Annotated in this window: 1 protein-coding gene; it reads right to left on the bottom strand. The window is 63.8% G+C overall.

Features of this window, described 5'->3' with window-relative positions:
* Positions 1–276, bottom strand: a 276-nt coding sequence (locus tag SB816_RS31315; protein WP_410548155.1) for an extracellular solute-binding protein, incomplete at both ends; no start/stop codon positions are given.

The raw sequence follows: 276 nt of genomic DNA on the forward strand, positions 1-276 counted from the left end.
GCGTGAGGTTTTCGTTGAAGCCGTTCGAGCTTGCTCCCGGAGGGCCGTCCTTCTTCAGCATGTCGACGTAGAAGCCCACCGCCTTCTTCCACTCGGGCGTGGTGAGCTGCGCGTGCCACTTCTCGTCGAACCAGCGGCCGCCGAAGGTGTTCACCACCGTCGTCACGTAGGCCATGTTCTCGCCCCAGCCGGCCTTGCCGCGCAGGCAGATGCCGTAGGTGCCGGACGCCTTGTCGGTGAGCTTGTCGGCGAAGTCCTTGATCTGGTCGTAAGTCG

The sequence above is a fragment of the Achromobacter sp. SIMBA_011 genome, assembly GCF_046535435.1.
Taxonomy (GTDB): Bacteria; Pseudomonadota; Gammaproteobacteria; order Burkholderiales; family Burkholderiaceae_B; genus Achromobacter; species Achromobacter dolens.